Source organism: Cetobacterium sp. (assembly GCF_048470075.1).
GTDB lineage: Bacteria > Fusobacteriota > Fusobacteriia > Fusobacteriales > Fusobacteriaceae > Cetobacterium_A.
In genome coordinates, this window is record NZ_DBGBQB010000237.1 from 1 (window position 1) to 24,707 (window position 24,707).

18 protein-coding genes and 1 pseudogene are annotated in these 24,707 nt (G+C 34.3%); 17 read left to right on the top strand and 2 right to left on the bottom strand.

Features of this window, described 5'->3' with window-relative positions; all coding sequences use genetic code 11:
• From ACMOUI_RS08335 to katG, 17 genes and pseudogenes are all read left to right on the top strand, one after another.
• Positions 1-1,118: DUF401 family protein (locus ACMOUI_RS08335; protein ID WP_418965262.1), on the top strand; the 1,118-nt coding region annotated here is incomplete at its 5' end.
• Between the two features lie 56 nt (positions 1,119-1,174).
• Positions 1,175-2,368 carry a MalY/PatB family protein gene (locus ACMOUI_RS08340; protein ID WP_418965263.1) on the top strand — a complete coding sequence of 398 codons (1,194 nt, stop codon included), beginning with the start codon at positions 1,175-1,177 and terminating at the stop codon, positions 2,366-2,368.
• A gap of 39 nt (positions 2,369-2,407) precedes the next feature.
• Positions 2,408-3,727, top strand: a complete 1,320-nt coding sequence (locus ACMOUI_RS08345; protein WP_418965264.1) for an APC family permease — start codon at positions 2,408-2,410, stop codon at positions 3,725-3,727.
• Between the two features lie 22 nt (positions 3,728-3,749).
• On the top strand, positions 3,750-5,081 hold the full coding sequence (locus ACMOUI_RS08350) for an OmpP1/FadL family transporter (RefSeq protein ID WP_418965265.1): 1,332 nt from the start codon (positions 3,750-3,752) through the stop codon (positions 5,079-5,081).
• A 56-nt stretch (positions 5,082-5,137) separates the two neighbouring features.
• Positions 5,138-5,944 (top strand): hydroxyethylthiazole kinase, encoded by an 807-nt coding sequence (locus tag ACMOUI_RS08355; protein ID WP_418965266.1) that lies wholly within the window; start codon positions 5,138-5,140, stop codon positions 5,942-5,944.
• 42 nt (positions 5,945-5,986) lie between these two features.
• The gene (locus ACMOUI_RS08360) at positions 5,987-7,504 is read left to right on the top strand and encodes an AbgT family transporter (RefSeq protein WP_418965267.1); all 1,518 of its coding nucleotides are present in this window, start codon (positions 5,987-5,989) and stop codon (positions 7,502-7,504) included.
• Between the two features lie 24 nt (positions 7,505-7,528).
• Positions 7,529-8,932 (top strand): dipeptidase PepV, encoded by a 1,404-nt coding sequence (gene pepV / locus ACMOUI_RS08365; RefSeq protein ID WP_418965268.1) that lies wholly within the window; start codon positions 7,529-7,531, stop codon positions 8,930-8,932.
• Between the two features lie 106 nt (positions 8,933-9,038).
• Entirely contained in the window at positions 9,039-10,562 is a 1,524-nt protein-coding gene (locus ACMOUI_RS08370; protein WP_418965269.1) for an AbgT family transporter, read from the top strand.
• Positions 10,563-10,671: 109 nt separating this feature from the next.
• Positions 10,672-11,070: a GrdX family protein gene (locus ACMOUI_RS08375; RefSeq protein WP_418965270.1), complete on the top strand. Its 399-nt coding sequence runs from the start codon at positions 10,672-10,674 to the stop codon at positions 11,068-11,070.
• Positions 11,054-12,037, top strand: a complete 984-nt coding sequence (locus ACMOUI_RS08380; RefSeq protein ID WP_418965271.1) for an NAD(P)/FAD-dependent oxidoreductase — start codon at positions 11,054-11,056, stop codon at positions 12,035-12,037. Before ACMOUI_RS08375 ends, ACMOUI_RS08380 begins: the two co-directional genes overlap by 17 nt.
• Positions 12,037-12,354 carry a thioredoxin family protein gene (locus ACMOUI_RS08385; protein WP_418965272.1) on the top strand — a complete coding sequence of 106 codons (318 nt, stop codon included), beginning with the start codon at positions 12,037-12,039 and terminating at the stop codon, positions 12,352-12,354. The genes ACMOUI_RS08380 and ACMOUI_RS08385 overlap by 1 nt, the downstream gene beginning before the upstream one ends.
• A 24-nt stretch (positions 12,355-12,378) precedes the next feature.
• Positions 12,379-13,665, top strand: a complete 1,287-nt coding sequence (locus tag ACMOUI_RS08390; RefSeq protein WP_418965273.1) for a glycine/sarcosine/betaine reductase component B subunit — start codon at positions 12,379-12,381, stop codon at positions 13,663-13,665.
• 36 nt (positions 13,666-13,701) lie between these two features.
• On the top strand, positions 13,702-14,175 hold the full coding sequence (gene grdA / locus ACMOUI_RS08395; protein ID WP_418965274.1) for a glycine/sarcosine/betaine reductase complex selenoprotein A: 474 nt from the start codon (positions 13,702-13,704) through the stop codon (positions 14,173-14,175).
• 115 nt (positions 14,176-14,290) lie between these two features.
• Positions 14,291-15,580: a glycine reductase complex selenoprotein B gene (gene grdB / locus ACMOUI_RS08400; RefSeq protein WP_418965275.1), complete on the top strand. Its 1,290-nt coding sequence runs from the start codon at positions 14,291-14,293 to the stop codon at positions 15,578-15,580.
• 63 nt (positions 15,581-15,643) lie between these two features.
• On the top strand, positions 15,644-18,220 hold the full coding sequence (gene grdC, locus ACMOUI_RS08405; RefSeq protein ID WP_418965276.1) for a glycine/sarcosine/betaine reductase complex component C subunit beta: 2,577 nt from the start codon (positions 15,644-15,646) through the stop codon (positions 18,218-18,220).
• Positions 18,221-18,253: 33 nt separating this feature from the next.
• Positions 18,254-20,527: pseudogene (gltA, locus tag ACMOUI_RS08410) on the top strand (NADPH-dependent glutamate synthase); the annotation flags it as partial.
• 135 nt (positions 20,528-20,662) lie between these two features.
• Entirely contained in the window at positions 20,663-22,915 is a 2,253-nt protein-coding gene (gene katG / locus ACMOUI_RS08415; protein WP_418965277.1) for a catalase/peroxidase HPI, read from the top strand.
• Positions 22,916-22,983: 68 nt separating this feature from the next.
• Here the strand turns inward: katG and rsgA are convergent, their stop codons facing one another.
• Together rsgA and ACMOUI_RS08425 are read right to left on the bottom strand one after the other, a co-directional pair.
• A complete protein-coding gene (gene rsgA, locus ACMOUI_RS08420; protein ID WP_418965278.1) occupies positions 22,984-23,931 on the bottom strand; it encodes a ribosome small subunit-dependent GTPase A in 948 nt (315 codons plus the stop codon).
• Positions 23,932-23,945: 14 nt separating this feature from the next.
• Positions 23,946-24,707: 4Fe-4S binding protein (locus ACMOUI_RS08425; protein WP_418965279.1), on the bottom strand; the 762-nt coding region annotated here is incomplete at its 5' end.

The window sequence follows — 24,707 nt, forward strand, 5'->3', positions numbered from 1 at the left end:
TATTAACACTTATTCTCTACACCGTTCCTATAGGTAAATCGTTGGAGCTCTTTAAGCATGGAATAACAGATACAAATACAATTAATTTGATATTGGCATTTTACAGTATCACTTTTATACAAAGGATGTTAGAGAAAAAAAATTTTATAAATTTAGCTGAGCAAACACTGGATAATATATTTAATAGTAAAAGAGTAAATATTATGTTAGCTCCATTTATAATCGGATTATTACCATCTGTAAGTGCAGTTCTTATTGCTGCTCCAATTGTTAAAAACTCAGCTGGAGACAGTTTATCAACTGAGGAAAAAGCGTTTGTAACTAGCTATTATAGACATATCTCAGAAGCCTTTTTACCAACTTACGCATCTATACTACTAGCACTTAATCTATCAGGAATACAAGCCACGAGGTTTGTTTTTGCAATGTTACCCATTGTCGCTATTCTTTTTATACTGGGATATGTTTTCTATGTAAAAAAAATTCCCAAAACACCTGTTTCAATTGAAAATAAAAATGTTGATAAAATTAGAGAGTTTAAAAAATTATTCATTTACCTATGGCCAATTATCGCTGTAATAACCTTGATATTAGGATTTTCTGTACCTGTTTGGATAGCCTCATTGACAATTATTGTTCTTTTCGCGATTATACATAGATTTACTTTAAAAGAGTTATTTCCAATGATAAGAGGTGCTTTTGAAGTTAAATTGATATTGAGTACAGTTTGTATAATGATTTTTTCCAAAGTTTTAGCACATGTTGGAATAATAACAAGATTACCAACGTATTTTGAGCATCTTTCCTTACATCCAGTGATAGTTTTTGGTTTGATATTCTTAGCTTCCACTCTTATAGCAGGTTCTCAGGCTACAATAGCTTTGGTAATCCCTATGGCATTTGCCGCTATACCAGATGGAGGAGTTCCAATGATGGTATTTCTAATGAGTTTAACGTACATAGCGATGCAAATATCACCTACTCATATCTGTCTTTTAATAACAGCTGAATACTACAATATTACATTTATCGATTTAGTGAGAAAAACGATGCCTGTATTAGTATCCTTTTTGGTAATTACCATAGTTTACTCATGGTTATTATACATTGCATTTTAAAAGTTTAGGACAGCTTTAGAAAGATACAAAAATAAATTTGGAGGAGGTTTTTATTTATGAAAGAGTGGTTTGATTATTACGTTGAACGTAGGGGTACTGATTCAAGCAAGTGGAATTTAGAGGCAATGAAAAATATGGGGGGGTATGCTGATGAGGACAGTATACCTATGTGGGTTGCAGATATGGACTTTAAGTCTCCTAGAATCATTTTGGAAAAATTAAAAGAGCGTATAGATCATGGGATTTTAGGGTATAGTGGTCCAACTGCTGGTTATTATGAGTCATTAATACACTGGTTTTCAAAAAGACAGGGATGGAACATTGAGAAGGATTGGGTAATAACAACTCCTGGAGTAGTTCCTGCACTGTACTACTTAATACAAGCTCTTACAGAAAAAGGGGAGGGTGTTATTATTCAGACACCTGTATATTATCCCTTTAAAAGAGCAATAGTAAATACAGGAAGAGTGGTTGTAGAAAATCAATTAAAAGAGGAGAAAAATAAATATACTATAGATTTTGAAGATTTGAAAAAGAAAGCGGCACAGGCAGATACAAAGCTAATGATTTTATGTAGCCCTCACAATCCTATTGGAAAAGTTTGGACTAGAGAGGAGTTAGAACAGATTAATGACATCTGTAAAAAAAATGGAGTTGTGTTAATTTCAGATGAGATTCATAGTGATTTGATTTTATTTGATACTAACTTTGTCTCAGTAGGAGCATTGTGTCAAGAGATTGCTGAAAATACAATCATCTGTACTGCTCCAAGTAAAACATTTAATATAGCTGGATTACAAACATCTAATATAGTTATAAAAAATAAAGCTTTAAGAGAAAAAATGAATGAGTATCTTTTAACAATTTCAGGAAGAACAACTCCAAATCTATTTGGAAATGTAGCTCTTCAAGCGGCTTACTCCCCTGAGGGTGAGGAGTGGTTAGATGAGTTAAGAGAGTACCTTGAAGAAAACTATCTATTTATAATAGAGTTTTTAAAAGAGAAATTACCAGATATAGCTTGGAGCCCTTTAGAGGGAACATATCTTCTATGGTTGGATTTTAGAAATCTCTCTTCATATACTTGTGCTGAGGAGTTAGAGAAAAAGGTTGCTGAAGTAGCAAAGTTAGTTCTAGATGGAGGTTCAATTTTTGGTGAGTGTGGACAAGGGTTTATGAGAATGAATATAGCTTGTCCTAGACCAGTAATTCAAGAGGCTTTAGATAGACTATATAACACTTTTAAATAGATAAAACAAATCAGATAAAAAATTATGGAGGAGGCTCATTTGGAATTAAAAAGAGTTTTAGGAAGAAAAGAGCTTATGTCTGCTGCACTAGGGCAGATTATTGGTGCCGGGATATTTTCATTGTTACCCGCCGCAATTGGGATAGCTGGGAAGGCAGCATCTCTATCCTTTTTGATTGCAGCTTGTATAACACTTTTTGGTTTAGTTCCAAGAATTTTTGTAAATGGGACAATTAGAACAAATGGAGGAAATTATACTCACTTAGCTTTTTTAGGTGAGAGAAGATTAGCAGGATCATTTTTAATTATTCATGTTCTTACTAATCTTTCACTGAGCATGTATGCACTGAGTTTTGCACAGTATTTGGTCGCTTCTGTTGAGGGTTTAAACGTAAAGATGGTGGCTTTTTCTGTCTTAACTATAATGGTTATTTTAAACCTAATAGGAGTTAAAAGTGCAGCTAAGGTTCAAAATATCTTAGTAATCCTACTGGTTATAGCACTGATTATATTCTGTATTTTTGGAGTACCTAAAGTAAATGTAAACTATTTTTTAGAGAAGCCTTTTATGAGCCATGGGTTAGCTGGAGTACTTAATGCTGCGGCACTGCTTACTTTTGCCACAGGAGGAGCGGCAACCATTACCAATTATAGTGCTGAAGCTAAAAATCCAACAAAAGATTTACCTGTGGTTTTGATTGTTTCAACAGTGGGAGTGGCACTGATATATGGAGTTATGGCTGTGGTTACAACAGGTATTCTTCCATTGGATATGGTGGCTAATCAACCATTGACAGTTATTGCAGCAGAGATTTTACCAAGACCTCTATATGTGTTTTTTATAGTTGGAGGAGCTATGTTAGCTTTGATAACAACACTAAATTCACAGTTAGGAGCGTGTACAAAACCTATTTTACAAGGTTGTAAAGATGGGTGGTTTCCTAAAAAGTGGGGAGAGGTCAATGAAAAATATAGAACACCTCACTATTTAATATTGTTTTTCTATGTTATAGGGCTTCTTCCAATTGTTTTTGGAATCAGTATAACAGGGATATCCAGTACAGTTGTATTTGGATCTAGAATAATTGAGATATGTATAGCTTTAACTTTATTGAGACTTCCAAAAGTTGTACCAAATGAGTGGAAGAAATCAAGATTTTATGTTAGTGATGGAAAGTTGCGATTGGGGACAGCTTTATCTTTTGCAAGTGCACTTCTAGCAACTTATTTAACAGTAAGAACAATGACTTATGAAGGAGCGATTTTTAACTTATTAGTATTATTCTTAGCTATTGGTTTTGGATATTTTGCAGATAGATATGGAAGTGTTAATATGGAGATTAGTTATGAAGCTCAGTAAATGATTTTAGAAAGGGGATAGCATGTCAAAGAATAGGTTAAAATTGTTGTTGCTAGCCTTGATGACTAGTGTGAGTGTCCCATCTATCGGAGCATCAATAGATCATGTTCAGAATTTTTCAGCTGAATATGGAGGAAATCCAGCACAACAAGGTGCTATAAATATGGGGTCTACAGTATATTTTAATCCAGCAGGATTGATGAGATTAGAAGATGGAACTTATATTGTTGGTGGAGTTCAATATGGCTTTGGAAGTCAAAGTATGAACAGTGGTGGAAAGGAGAACTCTACGGATTTATCAGCTCCCCCAATTCCTAACTTTGCTCTTTATAAAAAGGTAAAAAATGGAGCTTATTACTGGACCATAGGAGGAATTGGCGGTGGAGGTGAGCTAGAATATAAAAATGGTATACCTCTATCGATAAATTTATTGGGAAATGAGATTGATTTTAATAAATTTTTAAATAATAGTACTATAAAAGGATCGAATATGCTCGCTCAAACCACACTTGGAAGAGCATTTAATCTGACAGATAAATGGTCAGTTTCACTGGCAGTAAGAGGAGTATATGGAAAAAGAACCATGAAAGCTCATACTGGTGTTGATAAAAATGTAAATATTGGTGAGCTCATAGGAGTTAGAGCGTTAAGTATTCCTATTTTTAAAGAGGGAAGTGCCTCAATCGATTCAGAGAGAGAGGCTTTTGGATTTGGAGGACAATTTGGTTTAAACTATGCTTTAAGTGATAGACTGAATATTGGATTTAGATATGACACTAAAGTTAGGCTAAAATTTAAAACAAAGTCTGATATAGATGATAATACCTATGGTCAGGCTTTGAGCATGGGAGAGATGGGAATACCTAGAGTAGGTATTTCCAGTGCTCTTTTGGGGTTATATCCTGTCTATAAAGATGGGGCAAAAGTTAGAAGAGATTTACCAGCTATAGCTGCCTTAGGAGCATCATATAAAATGACAGATAAATGGACCACTTTTCTTGGAGGGAATTACTATTTTAATGAGTCAGCAAGTATAGACAGAGTTGGAAAGGAGATAGACTATAAAAATGGTTGGGAAGTTGCTATTGGATCTGAATATTGGTTTATTGAGAAAATGGCTTGGCTTGTAGGGCTTAACTATGCGGATACAGGTGCTCCAAATCAAAGATTTTCTCCAACAGAGTCGGCTTTAAATTCAGTTGTATTGGGAACTGGATTTAAGTATAGAGCAAATGAGGAGATGGAGTGGACATTTGCCTTCAATCATTATATCTATGATTCCAAAACAGTTGAGAATATAAAATATGAAAAGAAAGTCTCAAGTTTAGGAATCAATTTTGTTAAAAAGCTTTAATTTATAGGATTTTGGATAGAGTTAGCTATAAGGCTCAGTATAAGGAGGAGATTTATATGGTTAATGACGAAAAACTAATACTTGATGTTGTAGAGGGTATAAAAAATAAAAAACAGAGAGGGCCAATGATTTTTCATTTAACAAATCTTATAACATTAAATGACTGTGCTAATGTGACTAGTGCCCTTGGAGGAATTTTTGCAACTTCATTCTATGAGGAGGAGTTTGAGGATATTTTAAAGTTTGCCTCTGCAATAGTTTTGAATACAGCAGCCATGGATGAAAAACAGATTGAAATGGCATTTAAGATAGGAAAGATAGCCAATAGTTTAAATAGACCGATAGTTTTAGCTCCAGTTGGTATAACAATGTCAAAGCTGAGAGGGAAGTTACATGAAAAACTTTTAAAAGAGATAAAGTTCGCTGTGCTAAGAGTGGCAGCAATGGATTTAAAAACTCTTTTAATTATGAAAGGTGTCGATATAGGAGAGGTTAACTATAGTGAGATAGAGTTAATAAAGAAAGTTGCAGAAGTATATGACTCAGTAATCGCTATAACTGGAGAAAAAGATTATATAGGAAATAAGGATAGAGTCGTTGAGGTTCAGAATGGAGATGACCTATTAGGAAAAATTACGGGACCAGGATGTATGATGACATCACTCATTGGATATTTTTTAGGTAATGGAATGGATAGTTTTACAAGTGCGGTAAGTGGAATAGCAATTGTAGATGTGGCAGGAGAGTTAGCTGCAGATGATTTTATGGGAGCAGGTACTTTTAAAATGACTCTTATGGATATAATTTCCAACCTAAATGAGGAGATAATTAAAGAGGATTTAAAAATCAGTGCTATTTCATAATTGTTCTTTAAAATAAATGAAATATATGAGAAGGTGGGAGAGATGGAAAAAACTCATAGGAAAAGTTTAATGGAAAAATTTTTAGATAAGATTGAATATTTTGGAGGAAAAATACCCCACCCATTGATTCTGTTCTTGTGTTTATCTCTGTTGGTTATCATTTTAAGTGGAATAGGTGAATGGTTAAAGTGGCAAGTTAAATTCTCTGGTGTAAATACAAAAACAAAAGAGATTGAAGAGATGGTTGTGAGCACCAAATCTTTAATGTCAAAAGAGGGTATTACATTTATTTTTACAACAATGGTTAAAAACTTTACGGGATTTGCTCCTTTGGGAACTGTTCTGGTAGTAATGTTAGGTATAGGACTTACAGAGGGTGTGGGGTTAATGGAAGTTGTTATAAGGAAGATAGCACTTAAAACCTCTGAAAAATATATAGTTCCTGTGGTTATTTTTTTAGGAGTAATGTCAAATGTAGCTTCAGATGCGGGATATTATGTTCTTCCACCCCTGGCAGCTATAATTTTTATATCCTTTAATAAACACCCTATTGCAGGGATGATTGCTGCATTTGCAGGAGTTTCAGGAGGATACTCAGCAAATTTATTGTTAGGAACGGTAGATCCAATGCTTGGAGGAATATCTCAGGAAGCTGCCAGATTGATAAATCCATCCTATACTGTGTACTCTGTTGCAAACTGGTATTTTATGGCACTATCAGTTCCTCTTATAGTTTTTCTAGGGACTATTGTAAATAATAAGATTATAGAACCTCGTTTGGGAGAGTATAAGAGTGAGAGTAAAGATGATGGTTTTAAAGAACATGAGGTCAAGGACAGTGAAAAATTAGCTTTAAGAAGTGCACTTTGGACCTTAATTATAATACTGATACTCTTTGTTCCTCTATATATGCTATTAGGGCATAACTTTTTAGGAGAGGGATTAGTTCCAATAATATTTATATTTTTCGCAGTACCAGCTATTGCTTATGGAAGAAAAAATGGAACTATAAATAAAGCTACTGATGCTATACAGATGATGGTACAAAGTATGGTAAAAATGGCACCTTTAATCACTGTAATAGCTTTCTCCGCCCAGTTTTCAGCCTATTTTAAATTTAGTAATTTGGGAACAATTTTAGCTGTTAAAGGGGGAGAACTCTTAGAAAAAACCAAAATAACAGGGATTCCTTTAATAATAGCCTTTATTTTATTAATAGGATTAGTGAACTTAGTTCTACTATCTGCCTCATCTAAATGGGTGTTGTTGGCACCTATATTTGTTCCAATGTTTATGAGAGTGGGTTATACTCCAGAGTTTACACAACTTGCCTATAGAATAGGAGACTCTGTTACAAATATAATATCTCCATTGATGTCAGTTTTACTTATTTTATCAATAACAGCTCAGAAGTATGATAAAAAATCTTCAATAGGAACAATGATAGCACATTTGATACCTTACTCAGTAGCTTTCTTTATTGGTTGGACTGTAATGCTTATTATCTGGCAATTGTTAGGACTTCCAATAGGACCAGGAGCATCTATTAGATTGGCATAAATTTTTATAAAGTGAGGTGTAAGAATGATTACTTTAGAAAGTAAAGCTTTGGGATATAAAAAGGAGATAATTAAATCAATACAGGAATTTGTTAGGATAAAAAGTGTTGAAGAGGAGCCCAAAATGGGAATGCCTTTTGGAGAGGGACCAGCAAAAGCGTTGAAATATATTTTAGATCTTGCTGAAAAATTGGGATTTAAAACTGTTAATTTCAATAATTATATAGGGCATATCGAATTTGGAGAGGGTTCAGATGATGATATTTTAGGAATACTGGGTCATGTTGATGTGGTTCCAGAGGGCGAGGGATGGATATATCCTCCATATGAGGGAAAAGTTATAGATGGAAAAATATATGGGAGAGGAGTGGCAGATAATAAGGGTCCAATTATAACAGTTCTTTATGCTCTAAAAGCTTTAAAAGATTTTGGATTGATATCTAAAAGAAAGATAAGGTTTATTGTAGGAGCAAATGAAGAAACAGATTGGAGATGTGTAAAATATTATTTTGAAAAATTAAAGATGCCACAACCATCTATAGCCTTTGTTCCAGATGCAGTATTTCCTGTAATCAATTATGAAAAGGGCTCTTTACGTATAGTTTTAGAGAAAGAATATATCAGTGAAACAGGTTTTTCATTGGAAGGTGGAATTGCATTTAACTCTGTTCCAGAAAGGGCGACATGTATAATACATGATTTAAAGGCCAGTGGAGTAATAGATAGATTAAATGAGTACAATAGGACAAGGGAGTATAAAATTTCAATAGGACAGATAGAGAATAAGTTACAGATTATATCCTATGGAAAAGCTTCCCATGGATCACTTCCACAAAATGGACACAATGCAATATCAGCTCTATTTGAATTTTTATCTATTTTAGATATAGAGGACAAAAATATATCTGATTTGGTCAAGTTTTTTAGAACAAACATTGGAATGGGTTATTTTGGAGAGCGATTGGGCTTAAATTTTGACGATGGAATGGGAAAATTAACTCTCAATGTGGGGAAAGCAGTAATCAATCCAAAAGAGGGGATTAAATTAGAATTAGATATAAGATACCCCGCTGGAATAAAAAAAGATAAAGTGGTGGAAAAAATAGCAAAAGTTGCAAAAAAAAATAATTTAAAAGTGAGAGTGCACTCTGATAAAAGAGCTCTGTATGTCCCAGAGGATAATTTTTTAGTAAAGAAATTGATGATGGTATATAGAAAAGTAACAGGGGATATAGAGGGAGGCCCTCTTGCAATTGGGGGAGCAACTTATGCGAAAGTATTGACAAATGGGGTAGCATTTGGCCCAGGATTAAAGGGCAAACAAAGTAATGCCCATCAAGCAAATGAATGTATAGAGTTAGCTAGTATAGATATCTGGCTAAAAATATATACGGCAGCAATCTATGAACTATCCCAAGATATCGGATAAATAAAGATTATAAATGGCTCCCTAGTGAACACACTCATAACTTAGAGGTGAGAGGTTCATAAGGGAGTCAGATTTTTAATGTTCAAGGGGAGGTGCAAAATAGAGTATGGTAGATAGAATAAAAAATGATAAAATTTCACAAAGATTTTTAGATGGAGTTGAAAAGGCAGGGAAAAAAATACCTCATCCTTTAATACTATTTTTATATTTAATTACGTGCGTTCTTATTTTAAGTGGAGTGGGAGAGTATTTTAGATGGGAGGTAAAATTTTTTGGAGTAAATATTAAAACGAATGAGATTGAGGAGTTAGTTGTAAAAGCAAAATCTCTTCTATCTAAAGAGGGAGTAATATTTATGTTTACAACTATGGTAAAAAATTTTACAGGATATGCTCCACTGGGAACATTACTATTTATAATGTTGGGAATAGGGCTTACAGAGGGCGTAGGTCTAATGGAAGTAGTTATAAGAAAAATAGCACTTAAAACCTCTAAAAAATATATAGTTCCTGTGGTTATTTTTTTAGGTGTAATGTCCAATATAGCTTCAGATGCTGGAGGGTATGTTCTTCCACCATTGGCAGCAGCAGTTTTTATGTCTTTTAATAGACATCCAATAGCTGGAATGGTAGCTGTTTATGCAGGTGTATGTGGGGGATATTCGGCTAATCTATTACTAGGGGCAATTGATCCAATGTTAGGAGGAATATCTCAGGAGGCTGCAAGAATAATAAATCCGCACTACACTGTGTATCCTGTGGCAAACTGGTATTTTATGGCACTTTCAGTACCTCTTATAGTTTTTTTAGGAACTATTGTGAATAATAAGGTAATAGAACCTCGTCTAGGGGAGTACAAGGGAGAACATAGTGAGATTGAGCTTGAAAAAATTGAAATGGATGAAAATAGTGAAAGAAAAGCTTTAAAAGGAGCTTTACTAGGATTGATTGGAGTTTTAATTGCATCTGTTCCACTATATTATATCTTAGAAAAAAATTTCTTAGGAAATGGATTAGTTCCAATTATATTTTTCTTTTTTGCAATTCCATCAATAGTTTATGGGGTAAAAAATGGGAAAATAAAAAAAGCTAGAGATGCCATACAAATGATGGTTAAGAGTATGGAAAAAATGGCTCCTTTAATTACAATAATAGCTTTTTCTTCACAATTTTCAGCATATTTTAAGTTTAGCAATTTAGGTACAATTTTAGCTGTTAAAGGGGGGGAGTTTTTAGAGAATGCAGGTATAACTGGAATTCCATTAATAATCTTCTTTGTTGTATTTATAGGAACAATAAATGTTTTTTTATCATCTTCAAGTTCCAAGTGGGTGATGTTATCCCCAATAATTATTCCAATGTTTATGAGAATTGGTTATACTCCAGAGTTTACACAACTGGCTTATAGAGTTGGAGATTCCTTTACAAATATGTTATCACCTCTGATGCCAGCTCTATTGGTTCTATTAATAACAGCTCAAAAATATGATAAAGATTCTTCAGTGGGAACACTGATAGCTTATTTAGTCCCTTATTCTATATTTTTTTGCATAGGTTGGATAATAATGCTTATTATATGGCAAATATTTGGACTTCCTATTGGTCCAGGAGCAGTTATAAGAATGATATAGTTATGTTTTAGATAAATATTTGACAAAATAGATTTTTTAGAGTAAATAGGTATTAGATGATGAAAAGTATCAATAAATCAAATAAAACGTTCGTAAATTGGAGGGTATAGTGTATATTTTAATAACTAATAATCCTTTAGTAAATAAAAAATATAGGTGTATGGATAAAATATATTTAAAAAATGCCTCTTTAAAAGATGTATTTATACAAGTTAGAGATGAGATACATAGGGGTGCTAATCTTTTAACTCATCCACTGACAGGGGGAATAAAACCTGATGAATCTCCATTTAAAAGTATCTTAATTCAAAAAAGAAGTGAATCAAGTTTAGATTTGGAATCCTTAAATATAATATCCAGTGCTATTGAGGTAGCTGAAAAATTTTTAAGGGATAGCTGTGTCAAAAAATATAATGCCAATATAATAAAAGATTTTCAAACTATAGATTTTGCAATGATAGAGAGTGGAATTAAAAGCTTGGGAGGAAGAGATGGGAAGAGTTTATGATGTTTTAATTGTAGGAGGAGGTCCTGCGGGACTGAGTGCAGCACTGTATTCTGCACGAAGTAGATTATCAACTTTAATCTTAGAAAAATCAAAAATGGGAGGGCAGATAGCGATTACATCTGAAGTTGCAAACTATCCAGGGTCAGTTTATAGTGAGGGAAAAATGACAGCTACAGGGCCTGAAATAGTGGCTCGTATGGTAAAACAGACCCAAGAGTTTGGAGCTGAAAGAGTTATGGAGGAGGTAAAATCTGTACAGTTAGACAAAAAATTAAAAATTATAGAAACTGTTTCTGGAAATATATATAAGGGTAAAAGTGTTATATTTGCCACAGGTGCGGTTCCTAGAAGGCTTGGATGTATAGGGGAGAAAGAGTTTACAGGGAAGGGAGTATCATATTGTGCAACTTGTGATGCTGATTTTTTTACAGATTTTGAAGTGTTTGTAATAGGTGGAGGGGATTCAGCAGTTGAAGAAGCTATGTATCTTACACATTTTGCTAGAAAAGTAACTTTAATTGTGAGAAAACCTTTTTTTAGGTGTGCTAAATCCATAGAGGAAAGAGCGCTAGAAAACCCAAAAATAGAGATTAAGTTCAATACAGAGTTGATTGAGATTAGAGGAGAGGGAATCGTGGAATCAGCTATTTTTAAGAACAATATAACACAGGAGGAGTATGAGTATTTTCCAAATGAAGAGGATGGAACTTTTGGGATATTTATGTTTGTGGGATATGATGCTGATACAGAGCTAGTGAAAGATATTTTAGAAATGGATAATGAAAAGTTTGTAATAACAAATGATCGAATGGAAACTAATATCCCTGGTGTATTTGCAGCTGGAGATATGAGACATAAGAGTTTAAGACAAGTTGTAACAGCTACCTCAGATGGAGCTATAGCTGCAATGACTGCATATAAATATTTACAAGAGAACCCTATGGGAGAGTTAGGAGGTGAAATATAGTGAAAGAGATTGATAAAGATAATTTTGATAAACTTGTTATTGAAGGTAAAGGGATAATCCTAGTGGATTATTTTAGTGATGGGTGTGAACCATGTAAAGCATTATTACCAGAGATGTTGGAGTTAGAAAACCTGTACAAAGATAGAGTTACATTCTATAAATTTAATACTTCTAAGGCACGACGATTAGCTATTAGAGAAAAAATACTGGGGTTACCTACTATAACTATCTATGAAAATGGAGCTAAAAAAAATGAGCTAACTAAGGATGAAGCAACAAGATATAAGATAGAACAGATGATATTAAAGGCATTATAACATCTTTTTAAGGAGGGGAAAAATTTGCGTTTAGAGATAGGTGAGGTACATATAGATAAAATTTTATTTAGTGATACTTCAAGGATAAAGGACAGGACTCTTTTTGTAAATAAAGAGGAGATTGAAAATATTGTATTGGCAGATAAAAGAATAAAATCCCTGGTACTGGATATTGCAATCCCCGGTGAATCTGTAAGAATAACTCCAGTAAAAGATGTAATAGAACCTAGAGTGAAAGTGGACGGAGAGGGGGGAATATTCCCGGGAGTTCTAAGTAAAACTGAAACTGTGGGAAGAGGAAGGACTCATATTCTAAAAGGAATGGGAGTTGTAACTTGTGGAAAGATTGTTGGATTCCAAGAGGGAATTATAGATATGTCAGGGATTGGAGCGGAGCACACTCCATTTTCAAAACTGATTAATCTTTGCTTAGTGATAGAGCCACAGGAGGGGCTGGAGGTACACGTTTATGAAGAAGCTGCAAGAATGGCTGGTTTAAGTGTTGCCAAATACTTAGGAGAGTTAGCCAAAGATATAACTCCCGATAAAGTGGTAACATATGAAACAAAACCTATATTGGAACAGATTAAAGAGTATCCAGACCTACCTAAAGTTGGATATGTATATATGATACAAACTCAGGGATTACTTCACGATACATATGTGTATGGTGTAGATGGGAAAAAAATAATCCCCACTTTTCTGTATCCAACTGAGATAATGGATGGAGCTATTATAAGTGGAAATTGTGTATCTGCCTGTGATAAAAATACAACATATCACCATTTAAATAATCCAATAATAAACTCTTTATATGAAAAACATGGAAAAGAGATTAATTTTATAGGAGTGGTAGTGACAAATGAAAATGTATTTTTAGCTGATAAAGCACGTTCTTCCGATATGACAGCAAAACTGTGTGAATTCTTAGGATTGGATGGAGCGATAGTTTCTCAGGAGGGATTTGGAAATCCAGATACAGATTTAATAATGAATTGTAAAAAATTGGAATTAAAAGGGATAAAAACAGTTATTGTAACAGATGAATACGCAGGGAGAGATGGGGCATCTCAATCTTTAGCAGATGCAGATAAATTGGCAGATGCAGTAGTGACTGGAGGTAATGCAAATGAACTAATAGAGTTACCTCCAATGGATAAAATAATAGGTATGGTAAATTACACAGATAGAATAGCTGGAGGATATGAGGGAGCTTTAAGAGAGGATGGGAGCATTCTTGCAGAGATTCAAGTTATAACAGGGGCAACAAACGAGTTGGGGTATAGCAAACTTTCAGCAAGGGAGATTTAAACATATAAATATAACTATGACTAAAGGAGGTAGAGGATGAGTATTCTTGAAAATAAGAAGCTTATTATTATCGGGGATAGAGATGGTATTCCCGGGGAAGCTATTAAAGAGTGTGTTGAAAAGTTAGAGAATGTACAAGTTTTATTTGCCGCTACAGAGTGTTTTGTTTGAACGGCAGCAGGAGCTATGGATTTGGAAAATCAAAAAAGAGTTGAGGCTTTGGCAAAGGAGTATGGAGCAGAGAATATAGTTGTTCTTTTGGGAGCAGCGGAGGCAGAAGCGGCAGGTTTAGCTGCTGAAACAGTAATTTTAGGGGATCCGACATATGCAGGGTGTCTAGCAGGTGTGGACTTAGGATTAACAACATACCATGTTTTAGAGGAGGAGTTTAAAAACTCTGTTGATCCAACTGTTTATGATGAACAGATAGGTATGATGGAGATGGTACTAGACAGTGAAAGCATAAGTAATGAGATGAAGAAAATGAGAGAAGGGTGTAAATATCTGTAAAAATAAAAAAAGCCAAAGTGAGTAAAAATTCCAAAATCCAAAAAACCTCGGGTAGGTTTTATAGTAAAAATTCTCTAGTTAGAGATTATGTAAATTTTTAAAAAAGGAGAGCTAAATGCCTAAAATAAAAATAGTACATTATATTAATCAGTTTTTTGCCAATATTGGTGGAGAAGAGATGGCACATATAGGTCCTGAAAAAAGAGTGGGAAAAGTGGGACCTGGACTGGGTCTAGAAAAAGAGTTCAATGGAGAGGGAGAGATAGTAGCTACAGTTATCTGTGGAGATTCATATTTTAATGAAAACTTAGAAAAGGCAAAAGAAGAGATATTAGATATGATATCAGTTGAAAAACCAGACCTATTTATATCTGGACCAGCTTTCAATGCTGGAAGATATGGGGTAGCGTGTGGTGAAATAGCCAAACTTGTTTCTGAAAAATTAAATATCCCTGTTATAACGGGGATGTATATAGAAAATCCTGGCGTGGATATGTATAGAAAAGATATCTTTATAGTGGAGACAAAAGACTCAGCAGTTGGAATGAGAGAGGCTCTTCCTAAAATGGTTGCTCTGATTAAAAAACTATATGAAAAGGATAAAAATATCTTTCCAGAAAAAGATGGATATATATCTAGAGGTATAAGAAAGAACTACTTTAATGATAGAACTGGAGCTGAGAGAGCTGTTGAGATGTTAGTTAAAAAATTGAAGAATGAAGCCTTTAAAACTGAATATCCAATGCCTGTATTTGATAGAGTAAAGCCAGGAAAGGCGATTAAAGATATATCCAAAGCTAAAATTGCATTGGTAACATCTGGTGGAATAGTTCCTTTGGGGAATCCAGATAGAATAGAAGCGTCATCAGCATCAAAGTATGGGGAGTATTCAATTGATAATATGGGAGAGACAGCTCATGGAGGATATGATCCTGTATATGTCAATAAAGATCAAAATAGAGTTTTACCAGTGGATGTTTTTAAAGAGTTAAAAGATGAGGGTGTTATAGGAGATATCTATCCATACTACTATACAACAGTGGGAAATGGAACATCTGTGGCCAGTTCAGATAAGTTTGCTTCAGAATTTACTGATAAACTTTTATCAGCAGGAGTGGATGGTGTTGTTTTAACATCCACTTGAGGAACGTGTACTCGTTGTGGGGCAACGATGGTAAAAGCGATAGAGAGAAAAGGTATACCAGTGGTACATATCTGTACAGTGGTACCAATATCTAAAACTGTAGGAGCTAATAGAATTGTTCCAGCAGTTGCAATACCTTACCCATTAGGAAATCCTTCATTGGGTGTTGAGGATGAAAAAAAATTGAGAAGATCGATAGTTGAGAGAGCCTTAGAAGCATTGACAATAGACGTAAATTCTCAAACAGTATTTGAAAGATAGAGAATTGCTGAAGGGAGAAGTGTCTGCCTTCAGCTTTTTTTATAAAAATATAGGGGGTTAAAGATGAACTATGCCATTTTAAAAAATGCAAGTTATATTTTGGCACATGTGCCAGAGATGATATTAAACAATGGAACTACACAGACAGTTGAAAGGAGAGTAAATCCAAATTCAGAGTATTTAAAAAATATTGAAGCCTCATATAGAAGTTTTGAAGATGTGTTAAGTTATCCTCCAAATCAGGTATATATAGGGAATATGAATCCAACTGAGCTAGAAAATTTGGGAGATACATGGATAGATAAGAGAGTTTCTGGAGAAAAAAATGGTAAACTTGGACAGATTATGGGAGAGAGGGAGTTTTTACTATTTTTGAAAATATGTGATAAATTTGATTTAGTGATGTTAGAAGAGGGATTTTTAGAGTCTGCAATAGAGGAGTATAAAAATAACTTTATATTTGAAGAGAGTGATTTAAAAGAGCTTAAAGGAAGTACATTATCTGAGATTGAAGCCATTTTAAATGAGCATAATGAAGGACTGTTCCACAGAGGAAAGTTGGTAGGTTGTGTAAAAAAAGCTCATGATATTGATGTGAATCTTTCAGCTCACACTATGCTAGAAAATTTGGTTACAAAGGCCTCTGGAGTTATTGCTTTTAGGGAGCTTATAAAGAAAAATAGTTTAGATGTATCCAAGGTGGACTATATTATTGAGTGTTCTGAGGAAGCATGTGGAGATATGAATCAAAGAGGAGGGGGAAATTTCGCAAAATCTATAGGGGAGATGGTAGGAGCTATAAATGCTACAGGAAGTGATTTAAGAAGTTTTTGTGCAGCACCAGTTCATGCTCTTATAAATGCTGCTTCTCTAGTAAAGGCTGGAACATATGAGAATGTGGTCATAGTTGCAGGGGGAGCCGTAGCAAAATTAGGTATGAATGGAAAGGACCATCTAAAAAAAGGGATACCTGTTTTAGAGGATGTTTTAGGAGGGTTTGCAATACTTATATCTAAAGATGATGGAGTATCTCCTATAATAAGAACTGACTTAGTGGGGAAACACACTGTTGGAACTGGATCATCTCCTCAAGCTGTAATGAAATCTTTAATAATTGACCCTCTTGAAAAGGCTGGGTTAACTGTGAGTGATATAGATAAATACTCTGTGGAGATGCAGAATCCAGATATAACAAAACCTGCTGGAGCTGGAGATGTTCCAGAGGGAAATTATAAAATGATAGGAGCTATTGGAGTAAAAAGAGGGGATATTGAAAAATCACAACTTGGAGATTTTATAAAAAATCATGGTATGAAAGGCTGGGCTCCAACACAGGGACATATTCCATCTGGAGTTCCCTATTGTGGATTTGCAATACATGATCTAACTAAGGGTAAATTAAATAGAGTTATGTTCGTGGGAAAGGGAAGCCTATTTTTAGGAAGAATGACTAATCTATTTGATGGAGTATCAGTAATATTGGAAAGAAATAGTGAGAAAAAAGAGGATATAAAATTAGATATTGAGAAAAAAACAAATGATTTTTTAGAAAAAAATGATAAACATTCAGTTTTTACAGTGGGAGTAACACTTTTAGGAAGTGAGCTTGGAATTGATCATATAGTTAAAGCGGCTGAGATTGCAAAGAAAAAGTTAAATATAGATATATTGTTAATAGGTCCTAGAGTAAATACTTTTTTGCCGCTTGTAGAGGCTAAAAGTGAGGACAATGCGAGAGAGATATTTGAAGACCTATTGAGAAAAAAAGTGTTAGATGCTGTTGTAACAATGCACTATAGTTTCCCAATAGGAGTTTCAACAATAGGTAAAGTTTTAACTCCAACTGGAAAAGAGATGTTTATTGCATCAACAACAGGAGCTGCCTCAGCAAATAGAGTGGCGGGAATGGTAAGAAATGCTATATATGGAAATATAGTGGCAAAATCATGTGGTATAGAGGAGCCTAAAATAGGAGTTTTAAATATTGAGGGAGCTAAAGAGGTGGATAAAACACTTAAAAAAGTTAAAGAGATGGGATATGATATTAAATTTGGAGAATCTCAGAGAAAGGAGGGAGGAGTATTTTTAAGAGGTAATGATTTAATAGCAGGTGATTGCGATGTTGTTGTTACAGACTCTTTAACAGGAAATGTTTTGATGAAACTATTCTCCTCTTTTAACAGTGGAGGAAAAGAGGAAGTTTTAGGATATGGGTATGGGCCAGGGATTGGATTATCCTATGAAAATAAGATTCTTATAGTTTCAAGAGTATCTGGAACAAATGTTATAGTGGGAGCTATCGAATATGCTTTTGATATTTTAAGAGGAAAGATAGATGATGTTTTAAAAGAGGAGAAAAGTGCACTAAAGAGATTGAACTTATTGGAAATGTTAAATTCCAATGAGAAACATGAGAGCAAAACTTTAGAGAAATCAGATATAGAGATTAAAAAAGAGGTTGTAACAGCTCAAATAACAGGAATAGATATAATGAAGTTGGAGGAAGCAGTAGATTTCTTAAAAAGCAATGGAATATACTCAGAAGCTGGCATGGGTTGTACTGGTCCTATAATCTTAGTAAACGAAAGCAAAGAGGAACAAACTATTAAAATTCTAAAAATGGGAGATTTTATAGACTAAAGAGATAGGAGGTTTAATTAGTATAGAGTTGTAAAAAAAGAGTGGTTAAATAATAGTATATGTTCAATGGAGATAGAACACCCACTTTTGGCTGAAAAAGCTAAACCAGGACAGTTTTTAATAGTAAAAATAGATAGGGAGGGAGAGAGAGTTCCCCTTACAATATGCGACTATGATAGATACAAAAAAACTATAAGGATAGTTTTTCTTGTAATTGGAGAAAGCACAAAGATAATGAGTGAGTTGGAAGTGGGAGATTTTTTTCAAGATATAATTGGTCCATTGGGCAAAGAGAGCGAGTTTATACATGAGGATATAGAGAGTTTAAGAGATAAAAGATACCTATTTGTGGCTGGAGGAGTTGGAGCAGCACCCATATATCCCCAAGTAAAATGGTTTAAAGAGAATGGGTTAAAAGCTGATGTTATTATAGGTGCAAAGAGTAAAGAGGTACTTATTTTAGAGAGTGAGTTAAAAAAGGTAGCTGAAAAAGTATATATAGCTACAGATGATGGGTCATATGGATTTCATGGATTGGTTACCGATTTAATTGAAGAGTTAATAGAGAGAAAGGGTATTGTATATGACCATGTGGTGGCTATTGGACCAATGATGATGATGAAGTATGTGTCTCTAAAGACTAAAAAATATAGTCTTCCAACAACTGTGAGTTTGAATCCTATTATGATAGATGGGACAGGAATGTGTGGGGCTTGCAGAGTAACGGTAGGAGATGAGGTGAAATTTGCCTGTGTAGATGGTCCTGAATTTGATGGACACCTTATCGATTTTGATGAGTCTATTAGACGTCAAAATATATACAGAACAGAGGAGGGAAAGAGTTATTTAAAAATGCTAGAGGGAAGTACACACCACTCCTCCCAGTGTAAAATTCATCTTTCAGAAGAAAAAGAGAAAAAAAGTTTTGATAGATTAAAAAAAATTAAAATTAGGGAGCAATCGCCACAGGAAAGAGTTAAAAATTTTGATGAAGTTACATTAAATTATACGCTGGATGAAGCGGAGTTAGAAGCCAGTAGATGCATTAATTGTAAAAATCCAAGATGTGTTGAAGGGTGTCCTATATCAATAAATATTCCTGAGTTTATAAGTCATATAAAAAATGGAGAGTTAAAGAAAGCGGCAAAGAATATAAGAAAATATACCAACCTACCATCTATTTGTGGAAGGGTATGTCCTCAGGAGGATCAGTGTGAAAAAAACTGTGTTCTAGGGATAAAAGGGGAAGCAGTAGCCATTGGGAAATTGGAAAAATTTATAGGTGACTATATTTTAGAAAATGGATTAGAAAGTGAAAAAATTAAAAGAAATGGAGATAGAGTAGCCATTGTGGGAAGTGGTCCAGCTGGGTTGTCAGCAGCGGGAGAGTTGGGAAGAAAAGGGTATGATGTCGTAGTCTTTGAAAGTTTACATGAGCTAGGGGGAGTATTGACATATGGAATTCCAAACTTTAGACTTCCAAAAGATACGGTTGTAAAGAAAGAGATAGAGAGTTTAAAGGACTTGGGAGTTGTATTTGAAAAGAACGTGATAATAGGGAGATCTATAACCATAGATGAATTGTTTGAAAAAGGATTTAAGGGAGTATTTATAGGAAGTGGAGCTGGGCTTCCAAACTTTATGAAAATTCCTGGGGAGAATTTGAATGGTGTTTTTTCTGCCAATGAGTTTTTAACTAGAGTTAATCTGATGAAGGCCTATGAGAAAGAGTATAAAACACCTATAAAGATACCTAAAAAAATAGCTGTAATAGGTGGTGGAAATGTGGCTATGGACGCTGTTAGAACAGCTATTCGTTTAGGAGCTGAATCACATATAGTATATAGAAGAGGGGTAAAAGAGTTTCCAGCTAGAGTGGAGGAGGTACACCATGCTATAGAGGAGGGAGTTATTATAGATGAGTTAACTCTTCCTAAAGAGATTTTAGGAGATGAAAAAGGTGAGGTCATAGGATTAAAATGTATAAGAACAAAGTTAGGAGAGAAGGATGAATCTGGAAGAGCGAGATTTATAGAGATTGAAGGAAGTGAGTTTAATATGGATGTGGATACAGTTATAATGGCTATAGGAACTTCACCAAATCCTTTGATATCCTCCTTAACAAAGGATTTAGAAATAAATAAATGGAAGTGTTTAGTTGTTGATGAAAAGGGAAAAACAACTAAGGAGGGAGTTTTTGCTGGAGGAGATGCAGTTTCAGGAGCAGCTACAGTTATTTTAGCGATGGAAGCTGGAAAGAAAGCAGCTCAGGAGATAGATCGATATATAAAAGTAAACAATATCTAAAAATATTAAAATTAATAGTAAAATATTTTTTTAAATAAACTTTTTTTATTTTAATCTATGTTAGACTAAAGATACAAATTGTAATGATTACAAAAATAGAAAAGATACAAAAATAAAAAAAGGAGGATATTTGTTATGAAGGAGATGAGATGTCCAGTTACAGGAATGGTTGGAACTTTAGCAGATAAGATGAAATATTTCGCTAAAAAGAGTTTTGATGAAAAGGTAATAGAGGGTGATATTCAAGAGAAAACTACCAATAAAGATTGGTGGCCAAATCAATTGAATTTAAAGGTATTAGCCCAAAATTCGGAAAAAATCTCTCCTATGGATAGTGACTTTAACTATCGAGAGGAGTTTAAAAGATTAAATTTAAAAGAGTTAAAAGAGGATATTAAAGCCTTAATGACAGATTCTAAAGATTGGTGGCCAGCAGACTATGGACACTATGGACCACTATTTATAAGAATGGCTTGGCATAGTGCAGGAACATATAGGACATCTGATGGTAGAGGGGGAGGAAATACAGGAAACCAAAGATTTGCTCCTTTAAATAGTTGGCCTGATAATGCAAACCTAGATAAGGCTAGGAGATTACTTTGGCCAATTAAACAAAAATATGGAAATAAGATATCGTGGGGAGATTTAATAATTCTAACTGGGAACTGTGCATTGGAATCTATGGGATTCCCAACTGTTGGATTCTCAGGTGGACGTGAGGATATATGGGAGCCAGAGGAGGATACTTATTGGGGAACAGAGAAAGAGTGGTTAGCTAATAGAAGATACAGTGAGGATGGAAAGTTAGAAAATCCTTTAGCAGCAGTACAGATGGGATTGATATATGTAAACCCAGAGGGACCAAATGGAAATCCAAGTGCTGTTGCTTCTGGAAAAGATATCCGTGATACTTTTGCTAGAATGGGAATGAATGATGAGGAAACGGTAGCTTTAATTGCTGGAGGACATACTTTTGGTAAATGTCATGGAGCAGGAAGTGCGACTCATGTAGGACCAGAGCCAGAAGCAGCTCCTCTTGACGCTGTGGGATTGGGATGGATAAGCAGTTATGGTGAAGGTAAGGGAAATGATACAATATCAAGTGGAATAGAGGGTGCGTGGACACCTAATCCAATAAAATGGGATATGGGATATTTTGAAACTCTATTTAAATATGATTGGGATTTGGTTAAGAGTCCAGCGGGAGCTTGGCAATGGGTACCAACAGACCCAGAGGCAAAAAAATTAGCTCCATCAGCTCATGACCCAAATAAGAGAGAGACAACTATAATGACAACAGCTGATTTAGCTCTTAGAATGGATCCTATCTATGCACCAATTGCCAGAAAATTCTATGAGAATCCAAAAGAGTTTGAAAAAGTATTTGGAAATGCGTGGTTTAAGTTGACTCATAGAGATATGGGGCCAAAGTCTAGATATATAGGGGAGGAGATTCCTAAAGAGGAGTTTATATGGCAAGACCCTGTTCCATCAGCAGACTACTCTTTAATTGAAAAGATAGATATTAAAGAGTTAAAGGAAAAAATTCAAGAATCAGGATTATCAATACCACAAATGGTTTCTGTCGCTTGGGCTTCTGCGTCCACTTTTAGAGGAAGTGATTTTAGAGGGGGAGCAAATGGAGCTAGAATTCAATATCCTCCACAAAATGGATGGGAAGTAAATAAACCTGAGGAATTAAAGAAGATACTAGAGGTATTGAGAAAAATTGTAGCTGAATTTAATGCTTCTAAAAAGAATCAAAATAAAAAAGTAAGCTTAGCAGATATCATTGTTTTAGCTGGAAATGTTGGAATTGAGGAAGCTGCTAAAAAAGCTGGAATAGAGTTGGAGGTTCCATTTATTCCAGGACGTACAGATGCGACATTGGAGCAGACAGATGTAAAATCATTTGCTGTCTTAGAGCCAATTGTTGATCCATTTAGAAACTATGCTAAATTTATTTTTAAAACTCCAGAGGAGGAGTTGATGGTGGATAAAGCTCAACTATTAGGATTAACAGCTCCAGAGGTGACAGTGTTATTAGGTGGACTTAGAGGGCTAAATATCAGTCATGATGAAAAAATAGGAGTTTTAACAGAGAGACCTGGAGTTCTATCCAATGACTTTTTCATTAATATCTTATCTATGGACACAGAGTGGAAAAAAATGGATGAAAATGAGAAGGTATTTTTAGGAGTGGACAGAGCTAATGGAGATGAAAAATGGCTAGCTTCAAGAATGGATTTGATATTTGCTTCAAATTCACAGTTAAGAGCTATTGCTGAAATATATGCAAGTTCAGATTCACAAGAAAAATTCATAAAAGATTTTATAAAGGCATGGAATAAAGTTATGAATGCTGATAGATTTGATTTGAAAAAATAGGTAAAATAAAAGAGACCCTTCAAGTTAAGATAGAACTATTATCTAGCTTGAAGGGTTTTTATCAGTTACTATTTTTTTTGAGATTTAAGTTCTTGAATCTGTTTCCTTTTTTCCAAGTATTTAATCTCTTTTAACTGTTTTTTATAACTTTGAAATCTTCTAAGGTCTAGTTCTCCATTTTTTAAAGCTAATTTTATAGCACATCCAGGCTCTGATTCATGGGAACAGTTTTTATACTTACATTTTATAGCAAGTTCATCTATATCTGGAAAAGGGATAGTGCTAGATGAGCTACTCCAGATACCGAGTTCTCTTATACCGGGGGTATCAATAATAAACGAGTCCTCTAAGAAAAAAAGTTCTCTGTGAGTTGTTGTATGTTTTCCTTTTCCATCTTTTTCTCTAATCTTTGCAGTTTTCATTATATCTCTTCCCACTATTTTATTTATTAGAGTGGATTTTCCAACTCCAGATGAACCAATGACAACAATTGTATTTTTATTTACAAAGTATGAATTGAGTTGTTCAATAGACTCTTTATCCCTAGAACTTATGATATAGATAGGAGCTCCAAATGCAATTTTTGTTACCTGAGAGTAATATGTACCTGTACTTGGACATAAATCAGCTTTACTTAAAATAATTACAGGTTTAGCTCCACTTTCATAACTTATATTTAAGTATCTCTCTAGTCTTGAGAGATTAAAATCATCATTTAAAGATGTAACTATAAAAATATAATCAATATTTGCGGCTATAATCTGTTCTTCAGATTTTAAACCGGGTACTTTTCTGGAGAGTTTTGTTTTTCTTGGTAAAAGTTCAATAATTACACTTTCAGAAAGTTTTACAAAATCTCCAACACAGAGTTTAGTATCGCTACTGTATCTCATTTTTCCACTAAGGGTGCAAAGTATCTCTCCAATATTATCTCTATATACCATATAAAAATCTTTATGTACTGAAGTGATTCTACCTATATTTTCAGTATGTGCAGATTTAAAACTTTGATCCATTAAACCCTCCATTTTTATATATATATTTCTGGTTCAACTCTCTTAGAAAAATTTTCTATGAAACGAGTATAGGAAGCTTCATACATAGGACCATAGAATTTTCTGGATTGGACAGGGCAGACCGCGACACAGGCTGTACATCTGATACATAAATCACCATCTGTTTCAGTTGGAGTTAGAGAGTCGATAGCCTTAACAGGACAGATATCCACACATTTTTTACAATTTGTGCAGCTCTCATTTCCAGTGGGTATCATAGGTACTACCATATACTCACGATATGGATAGTTGCCTTTTATTTCAAGATGTTTAATCTCATCTATATTATTGATTTTTTCTAAACATAACTTAGTAAAATCCTCTATTTTATTAAAATCACTTTCATCAGGCCGATTTGCTCCTACTTTTGGGAAAAGAGAGTGCTGGGCAACAAATGCAGCAGCTCCAACAACCATAAAGTCTCTTTCAAGTAATAGGTTAGTCAACTCTAATAAAGAGTCCTCATAGGCTCTATTTCCATAGATAACAGTGGCTATAACAGGAGTTTTCTCCCCTTTAAATAGCTCTAACTGTTTTGTACAAAACTCTAGAACTCTGCCAACAAAAACTGGTACACCTATGATAACAAGATCGTTAGGTCCAAAAGCTTGTTCACTAATCACTGGTTCTGTAAGTAGATTTAATGTATAAAAATTTTTAGATTCAGAGATACTTTCTGAAATCTTTTCAACAACAACTTTAGTAGTACCTGAAGGGCTAAAATAAACTTTCCATAC